1 protein-coding gene is annotated in these 424 nt (G+C 69.6%); it reads left to right on the top strand.

Annotated elements, in window-relative coordinates; translation table 11 throughout:
• Positions 1–424, top strand: a 424-nt coding sequence (locus tag CCN51_RS57960) for a dihydroxy-acid dehydratase domain-containing protein (RefSeq protein ID WP_425444780.1), incomplete at both ends; no start/stop codon positions are given.

Raw genomic sequence — 424 nt, 5'->3', positions numbered from 1 at the left:
CCGCCACCCCCCGGAGAACCCCCGAAGAGCTGCGCAGCCATCAGTGGTACGGCACCGACGGCCTGCGCTCCTTCAGCCACCGGGCCCGCACCCGCCAGCTCGGTTACCTCCCCCAGGAGCACCTGGGCAAGCCGGTCATCGCGATTCTCAACACCTGGAGCGATATCAACCCGTGCCACGTCCATCTGCGGGACCGCGCGCAGGCGGTCAAGCGCGGGGTGTGGCAGGCCGGCGGATTCCCGCTGGAATTCCCGGTGTCGACGCTCTCGGAGACCTTCCAGAAGCCGACGCCCATGCTCTACCGCAATCTGCTCGCCATGGAGACCGAGGAGCTGCTGCGCTCCTACCCGGTGGACGGCGCGGTCCTCATGGGCGGTTGCGACAAGAGCACCCCCGCGCTGCTGATGGGGGCGGCCACCGCCGA

Origin of the sequence: Streptomyces milbemycinicus, assembly GCF_002154605.1 — a bacterium.
Classification (GTDB): domain Bacteria; phylum Actinomycetota; class Actinomycetes; order Streptomycetales; family Streptomycetaceae; genus Streptomyces; species Streptomyces milbemycinicus.
This window is presented reverse-complemented; position numbering and strand designations above follow the sequence as displayed.